This is a genomic window from Thalassospira sp. TSL5-1 (genome assembly GCF_001907695.1).
GTDB lineage: Bacteria > Pseudomonadota > Alphaproteobacteria > Rhodospirillales > Thalassospiraceae > Thalassospira.
Genome location: NZ_KV880654.1, coordinates 1 through 701 on the forward strand (window position 1 = coordinate 1; position 701 = coordinate 701).

Consider the following 701-nt stretch of genomic DNA (forward strand, 5'->3'; position numbering starts at 1 on the left):
AAGCGTCTGGCTGTCACCGGCAGTCAGCGTAACCCTGTCGCTGCCGCCGTCGATGGTGGAGCCATTGGCCTGGGTAATATTGCCCTTGGTTGCGATGATGGTAACCGCACCCGTGCCCGACGACGTGACGTCGGACAAACCGTTGGTGAAAGACACATCATTGTCGCCAGTGATCTCAATCGCGGCATCCGACGTCATGATGAAGTCATTCGCGACAACATCACCCGCTTGAGCCGTAATCTTGACAGCAGCGGCTGAGGTCTGAACCTGATCAAGGGTGACTTTCTTGCCTGCTGTCAGAGTGACTTTACCCGTACCACCATCAATGGTGCTTTCATCTTCCTGATAAAGATCACCCGCCGTCGCGGTGATGGTCACATCACCCGACCCAGTTGAGGTCACGTCGGCTTCATCATTGTCAAAGGCAACGTTCTGTGCGGCTTTGATGCCAATCTTGGCACCGCTGGTCGTAATAAAGTCCTTCGCCGTCACCGAGCCATTCTGCGCGGTGATTGCGATATCCGCACCACTGGTTTTTACCTGATCAAGCGTCTGGCTGTCACCGGCAGTCAGCGCCACCTTGCCGCTGCCGCCGTCGATGGTTGAGCCATTGGCCTGAGTGATATTACCAGCAGTCGCGATGATTTCGATTTCGCCCGAGCCGGAGGACAAAACATCAGCTTCGTCATTGTCAAAGGCAA

The 701-nt window shown here is 55.3% G+C and carries 1 protein-coding gene; it reads right to left on the reverse strand.

What is annotated here, in order from left to right; all coding sequences use genetic code 11:
• A partial coding sequence (locus tag LF95_RS23020; protein ID WP_168173747.1) for a hypothetical protein occupies window positions 1-701 on the reverse strand: 701 nt, incomplete at both ends.